At 46.8% G+C, this 231-nt stretch carries 1 tRNA gene; it reads right to left on the bottom strand.

Going from position 1 to position 231, the window contains the following annotated elements:
* Positions 1-130: 130 nt before the first annotated feature.
* A tRNA-Ala gene (locus IAE38_RS23740) sits at positions 131-206 on the bottom strand.
* Positions 207-231 lie beyond the last annotated feature (25 nt).

Raw genomic sequence — 231 nt, 5'->3', positions numbered from 1 at the left:
GAAAGTGCATGTCAGTCTATATCTATCACATATCCGAATTTTTAAAGAACGATCTGACAAAAGCCAGAAATCAACATTCGAACTGAATGTTCATTTCTAAGTTCTGATCAGTGACTGTGTACAGCGAAAGTGGTGGAGCCAAGCGGGATCGAACCGCTGACCTCCTGCGTGCAAGGCAGGCGCTCTCCCAGCTGAGCTATGGCCCCGTATACTACGGCTGAAACCATGTAA

It is taken from the genome of Pseudomonas sp. S32, assembly GCF_016648095.1.
Taxonomy (GTDB): Bacteria; Pseudomonadota; Gammaproteobacteria; order Pseudomonadales; family Pseudomonadaceae; genus Aquipseudomonas; species Aquipseudomonas parafulva.
This window is presented reverse-complemented; position numbering and strand designations above follow the sequence as displayed.